Origin of the sequence: Pseudomonas sp. KCJK9016 (genome assembly GCF_046231795.1) — a bacterium.
In the GTDB taxonomy this organism is placed as follows: Bacteria; Pseudomonadota; Gammaproteobacteria; order Pseudomonadales; family Pseudomonadaceae; genus Aquipseudomonas; species Aquipseudomonas bananamidigenes.
Window position 1 is genome coordinate 258,972 of record NZ_JBJJMM010000005.1, and the last position, 6,073, is coordinate 265,044.

Annotated in this window: 3 protein-coding genes and 1 pseudogene; 2 read left to right on the forward strand and 2 right to left on the reverse strand. The window is 60.9% G+C overall.

The annotated features are described in order from the left end of the window. Positions 1-3,390, forward strand: coding sequence for an amino acid adenylation domain-containing protein (locus ACK6BI_RS07140; RefSeq protein ID WP_409316493.1), 3,390 nt, complete (start codon positions 1-3; stop codon positions 3,388-3,390). Between the two features lie 23 nt (positions 3,391-3,413). Then, a complete protein-coding gene (locus ACK6BI_RS07145; protein WP_409316494.1) occupies positions 3,414-3,881 on the forward strand; it encodes an SRPBCC family protein in 468 nt (155 codons plus the stop codon). Between the two features lie 58 nt (positions 3,882-3,939). Here the strand turns inward: ACK6BI_RS07145 and ACK6BI_RS07150 are convergent, their stop codons facing one another. Together ACK6BI_RS07150 and ACK6BI_RS07155 are read right to left on the reverse strand one after the other, a co-directional pair. Next, positions 3,940-4,725, reverse strand: coding sequence for a methyl-accepting chemotaxis protein (locus tag ACK6BI_RS07150; RefSeq protein ID WP_404820990.1), 786 nt, complete (start codon positions 4,723-4,725; stop codon positions 3,940-3,942). Between the two features lie 69 nt (positions 4,726-4,794). Continuing rightward, positions 4,795-5,820 (reverse strand): annotated as a pseudogene (locus ACK6BI_RS07155) (cache domain-containing protein); the annotation flags it as partial. Positions 5,821-6,073: the final 253 nt, after the last annotated feature.

The following is a 6,073-nucleotide window of genomic DNA, read 5'->3' on the forward strand; positions in this document are numbered from 1 at the left end:
ATGAGACGTCTCGACATTTTGCTGAGGGGCCGCAGCCAGGCCTTGACCGACCTGGCGCAAGAGCTCGAACAACACGGTCATGCAGTGCTGACGGAAGCTGCATTGTCGGCGGATCTGGTGATCGATGACGGCAGTCTTGCGCCGCAGGATTACGGCGCGACACCGCAGCTCACATTGCGCCTGGGTGTGGATGCAACGGGCAACGGCGGTTTGCCGGTGCTCGATCTGCTGTGCCTGTGCAATTCGACACTGCTGAGCCGCGTGCCCATTGCCGACGAACTGTCCGGCAACGGTCAGGCCCTGCGCCAGCGAACACTCGCGCTGGTGGTGGACGAAGTTGCGCTGCTGGTCAGCCGCTTCTCCCGCGATGCCGAGTATTTCCAGCACGCGACGACGGCCCGGGCGCCGGACTTCGAGCAGGTGGAAAACCTGCTGTTTCTCGACAGCCTGGCCTACGTCCATCGCTTCAATGCCACGGCCAATCCGTCCTTGCTGCAACAGGGGCATACCCCGCTCATCGAGCGCCTGCAACAAAGCCTGTTCAAGCACGCGGAGCGCCCGGCGCTGCACCTCGCCGAACAGTCGATCAGCTATCGCCAGCTGCATGATCACAGCCGGGCGATCCAGCAGCGATTGCTGGCAATGCTGGAGGCACAACCGCAACCGTGGGTCGTGGGGATTTGCCTGCCGAAATGCGATGCGCTGTTTGCCTCTATTCTGGCGATTCTCGGCAGCGGCGCGGTGTATTTGCCGCTGGAGCCAAGTCATCCGCTTCAGCGCCAGCAGTACATCCTGGAAAACGCCGGGGCGGTGTTGCTGCTGCACGATGGCGAACATCCGCTGAGCGGTTCGATGCCGGGGCTGGATGTCTGCCGCATCGACCACACTGAAGTCGATCTGACGCTACCGCTGATGCTTCACCGGCCCGAGCTCGATTCACCCTGCATGGCGCTCTACACCTCGGGCACCACCGGCCATCCGAAGGGTGTGCTGCTCAGTCAGGCGAACCTGGCGCATTTCACGGCGTGGTACGCCGACTACGTGCAGTTGGACGCCGAGAGCCGGGTGCTGCAGTTCTCGTCGTTGAGTTTTGATTCATCGCTGATCGACATTTTCCCGACCCTGCTTGAAGGCGCGGAACTGGTGGTGCCCGACGACAATCAGCGCCGCGATCCACTGCAACTGGTGGCGCTGATTCGCCGTCGACAGCTGACTCACGCCTTCCTGCCGCCGGCACTACTGAGCATCCTGCCACTGGAGCAACTGAAAAGTGTCGGGCAGATCATGACCGGCGGCGATGTCTGCGAGCCGTTCGTGATCGAGCAACTGACGCGTCAGGGCATGCTGCACAACCTTTACGGTCCTACCGAAGCCACCGTGCTGATCACCGCGCGGCAACTGCAACCGGGCGACAGCAATCGCAGCCTCGGCGGGCCGATTGCCAACAGTCAGGTGCTGATCCTCGATGACGACCTGCAACCAGTGCCCGAGCAGACCGTAGGTGAACTGTTCATCATCGGCCCCGGTGTGTGTCTGGGCTACCTGAACAATCCACAGCAGACCGCCGAGCGCTATCTGAATCTGGAGTTGCCGGACGGCCAGCGTCTGCGCGCCTATCGCAGCGGCGACATGGCCAAGTGGGGCGAAGACGGCATCGAGCTGTGCGGGCGACGCGATAATCAGGTGAAGATCCGCGGCTTTCGGGTCGAGCCTGAAGAGATCGAGCGGTGTCTGCGCGAGAGTCAGCTGTATCGGCAGATTGCCGTGGTGATCGACAGTCAACGGCGGATTCTGGCCTTTCTCGCCCAGCCGCAATCGGATGCCGCACGCGATGCACTGAAGGCACATGCCCAGCAATTCTTGCCCGACTACATGCAACCCGTAGCGTGGACGGAACTACCTAACATGCCGTTCGCGGCCAACGGCAAAGTCGATCGCAAGGCATTGCTGGAGCTGCCGGTCAGCGTGCAAGTCAGCGGTCCGAAATGCCTGCCGGCCAACGCCGACGAAGCGCTGCTGCTGGATATCTGGGGCGAACTGCTGGAGCTGCCGACCAGCGACATCTCCACCGATGAAAGCTTCTTCAATCTCGGCGGTCACTCGATTCTGCTGTCGCGCATGCTCCTGCGTCTGCGGGAGGAATTCGGTCGCAGCATCTCGATCAACCGCTTCATCGAACGGCCGACCATCGCCAAGCTCGCCACGCTGGTGCGCGGCACCGATGACAGCGCGGTACTCAGCGCCCAGGCGATGGCCGACGCCGAGCGACCGCTGGACATCGAACCGTTGCCGATCAGCCGCATGGGCGATGTACACAAGGTGATCGTCACTGGCGCCAACAGTTTTGTCGGCGTGCACATCGTCGAAGCCCTGCTGGGATGGGGTGCCAGCGAGGTCGCGTGTCTGGTGCGCGACGGTGCCGGGCAATCGGCGGTGCAGCGCTTTGCCCAGGCGCTTCGGGAGAACCGGCTGGAGCATCTGGACCTGAGTCGGGTGCGGGTCTATTCGGCAGACATCACCCGGCCGCAGTTGGGACTGTCCGATGACGACTACCAGCGACTTGACCGTGAGTTCGGCGCGCTGGTGCACAACGCGGCGAACGTCAATCACGTCCTCGATTACGAGTCGCTGGCGGCGGACAACGTCGAGCCGGTTTTCGAACTGCTCAGGTTGTGCGAAGGGCGCAGCAAGAAGGTGTTCAATTTCGTCTCGACGCTGTCGGCTTCCAGCACCGTCGACGACACAGGCCGGGTGCTGGAACTGCCCGCCGCACCGACGCCGCCGATCTACATCCGCAACGGCTACAACCTGTCGAAGTGGGTCGGCGAACGCATCCTCGAACGGGCGCGGGAACGTGGCGTGCGGGTCAATCTGTATCGGCCAGGCAACATCAGTTTCAACAGCCTCAGCGGCGTCTGCCAGCCGCACAAGAACCGTTTGATGCTGATGCTCAAGGGCTCGATCCAGCTCGGGCAGGTGCCGGCCTTCGCGCTGAATTTCGACCTGATGCCGGTGGATTTTCTGGCACGTTTCATCGCCTTCCACGCCAGCCGTTATTCGCCGGAGCGGGCGGTGTTCAACCTGCATAACCCGGAGCCTTTGAGCTGGGATGCCTACGTCGCGTCGTTCCGTGAAACCGGCAGCGAGTTTGCGCTGGTTAGCGTCGCCGACTGGCAGCAGCAACTGGGCCGGGTCGATGCCGACAACGCGCTGTTCGGCGTGCTCGGTTTCTACCTCAACGGCTTCGAGGAAGACATCGGCGACATCTCCCTGATCGGCCACGCCAACGCCCAGGCCGGCGTGCAGCAGATGGGCGCGCACTACCCGGAAAAATCCCCGGCGCTGCTGCGTCGCGGCTGCGATTACCTGAAAGAAATCAACTTCATCTGACTCAACCACCAAGGAGCAACACCATGAGCAATCTTCAACCCGACACCCTGATCAAGAATCCTCACGGCTGCCACGTCGTGTCTTCGGTGGAAGTGCCGGTAGACGCCAGGCAGGTGTGGGCGGTGGTCGGCAAGTTCGACGGCTTCGACCGTTTCATTCCGGCCCTGTCGCACATCGAGATGACCGGCGAAGGCGTGTCTTCGCTGCGCAAGAAGTTCTTCAAGGATGGCAACGTTGTGGTCGAGCAACTCAACTCCCGGGACGACCAGGCGCTGCGCATGACCTGGACCACCATCTACAACACCCTGGGCGTGGCCAATCTTTGGGCAGCGATGAATGTGGAATCGCTGGGCGCGGGCAAGTCGCGGGCGACCTGGACGATCATCGCCGAGCCGGCCAGCGGTGGGCCCGAGGCGCTGCCGGGGTTCAAGGATTTCGTCCAGGGATTTGCCGATGATGCGATGGGCAATGTGCTGAAGCTGTTTGTGTAAGGCATGAAAAAGCCCGCTGCGGATCACACCGCAGCGGGCTTCTTTTGATCGCAAAAGATCAGATCTTGAAGCTGTCGACCAGTTGTTTCAACCGGTTGGCCTGCTGCGACAACGCATCGCAATCCTTCAACGTCTCATTGAGGTTGGCCACGCTCTGCTGGTTCAGCAGGTTGATCTGGTTAACGTCGACATTGAGGGTTTCCACCACGGCGGTCTGCTCTTCTGTCGCAGCGGCCACCGACTGGTTCATGCCGTCGATTTCGCCGATGCGCTGGGTCACGCTGACCAGACGCAGGCCCGCCTGGTTCGCCACTTCCACGGATTGCTCGCTGGACGCCTGACTGGCGTTCATGGTGCTCACTGCTTCGCGGGAGCCGACCTGCAGCGAGGTGATCATTTTGTGGATCTCTTCTGCCGATTCCTGGGTGCGGTGAGCGAGGTTGCGCACCTCGTCCGCCACCACCGCAAAGCCGCGACCGGCTTCACCGGCACGGGCCGCTTCAATGGCCGCGTTGAGTGCCAGCAGGTTGGTCTGTTGGGAGATGCCTTTGATCACATCGAGAATGTGGCCGATGTTGTCGGTGCTCGCATTCAGGGTTTCGATCTGGGTGCACGACAGGCTGATCTTCTGCGACAGCTCGGTCATCGCCTGAATCGTCTGCTCGACCACCTGACGTCCGTCATCGGCTTGCTCGCTCGCACCGCTGGCGTGTTGCGAAGCATCGGCGGCGTTGCGGGCGATTTCCTGGGTCGCGGCACCCAACTGATTGATCGCGGCCGCCACGCTGTTGGTGCGTGCGCTTTGCTCGTCGGAACCGATGATCGAGGCATTGGACGATGCCATCACCCGTTGCGACAGGTCGTGTACGTGGCGAGTCGCGGAAGACACTTCGGAAATGGACGCGTGAATCCGCTCCACGAACTGGTTGAACGAGCTGCCCAGCTCACCGAATTCGTCTTTGCTTTCCACCACCAGACGACGGGTCAGGTCACCTTCGCCTTGGGCGATGTCCTGCATCGCGCGGCCCATGGTGATCAGCGGACGCATCAGAACAGTGATCAACAGGCTCAGGAATACCGCAATCGCGCCTACCGCAACAAACATCGCGATCAGCGCCGAGGTACGAAACTGACTCAATGCAGCGTAGGCCTTGTCGCGGTCGATCGACAGACCGATGTACCACTCGGCATTCGGCAGGCCAGTGACAGGGGTAAACGACAGGATGCGCTCCTGGCCATTGAGCACCACGTTCTGGTTACCCTTCTGGATGCGCACATCGGCGTTCGGATAGATGTCCTTGAGGTTCTTCATCACCTGGTCTTTGTCCGGGCTGACGATCACCTGACCGTCACCGCTGACCAGGAATGCGTGGCCAAGGCCGCCGAAGTCGACCGAGTTGATGATCTTCACCAGGGTTTCCAGGCTCAGGTCACCGCCCACTACACCGAGCAGCTCACCGTTCTTTTTTACCGGCATGGCGATGGTCACTACCAGACCGCCGACGGCAGCCATGTACGGCGGAGTCAGCATGGTTTTGTCAGCGGCCACAGCCTGCTTGTACCAGGGACGCTGACGCGGGTCGTAGCCGTCCGGCATCTTCGCGTCCGGACGCTGGGTGAATACACCGTTGGACTGGCCGACATAGGTGAACTGGAAATTCGAGGTGAAGGCCGGTTGATCGACCAGACCCGGGAAGTCGGCATTCTTGCCCTGATGAGCGACGTTCTGCGCGAGGTTTTCCAGCACCAGAATCCGCCCGCTCATCCAGTTCTGCACACTGCTTGCAGTCAGATCACCGGCTTGCTGGACGGAGGACTGGAGATTCTGGCGAATGGTGTTTCGCTGCAGGTAATCGTTGTAAAAAGTGAACAACGCGAACGCCAGGACCACGACGCCCGAGGCTGCCAACAAAATTTTATGGCTGAACTTGAGATTCATTTCATGGGACTTCTTATGCCAAAAGTGGGGATGCGTTCCGGATGCAACATTCCATGTACAGCGCAGGCAACGTTCTGTCAGCTGCTCTACTTTGGTGCACGCATGTCTCACTAGTCTGTCGGCACGATTCGAATAAAACTTAGCGCTTTGTATGAAATGGATGGCATTTCTGCCAGATTCCCGCCGAATGGTGTGCGCCGAGCCCTGAAACGACAAAACCCCGACTGCTTTCGCAATCGGGGTTTCGGAATTC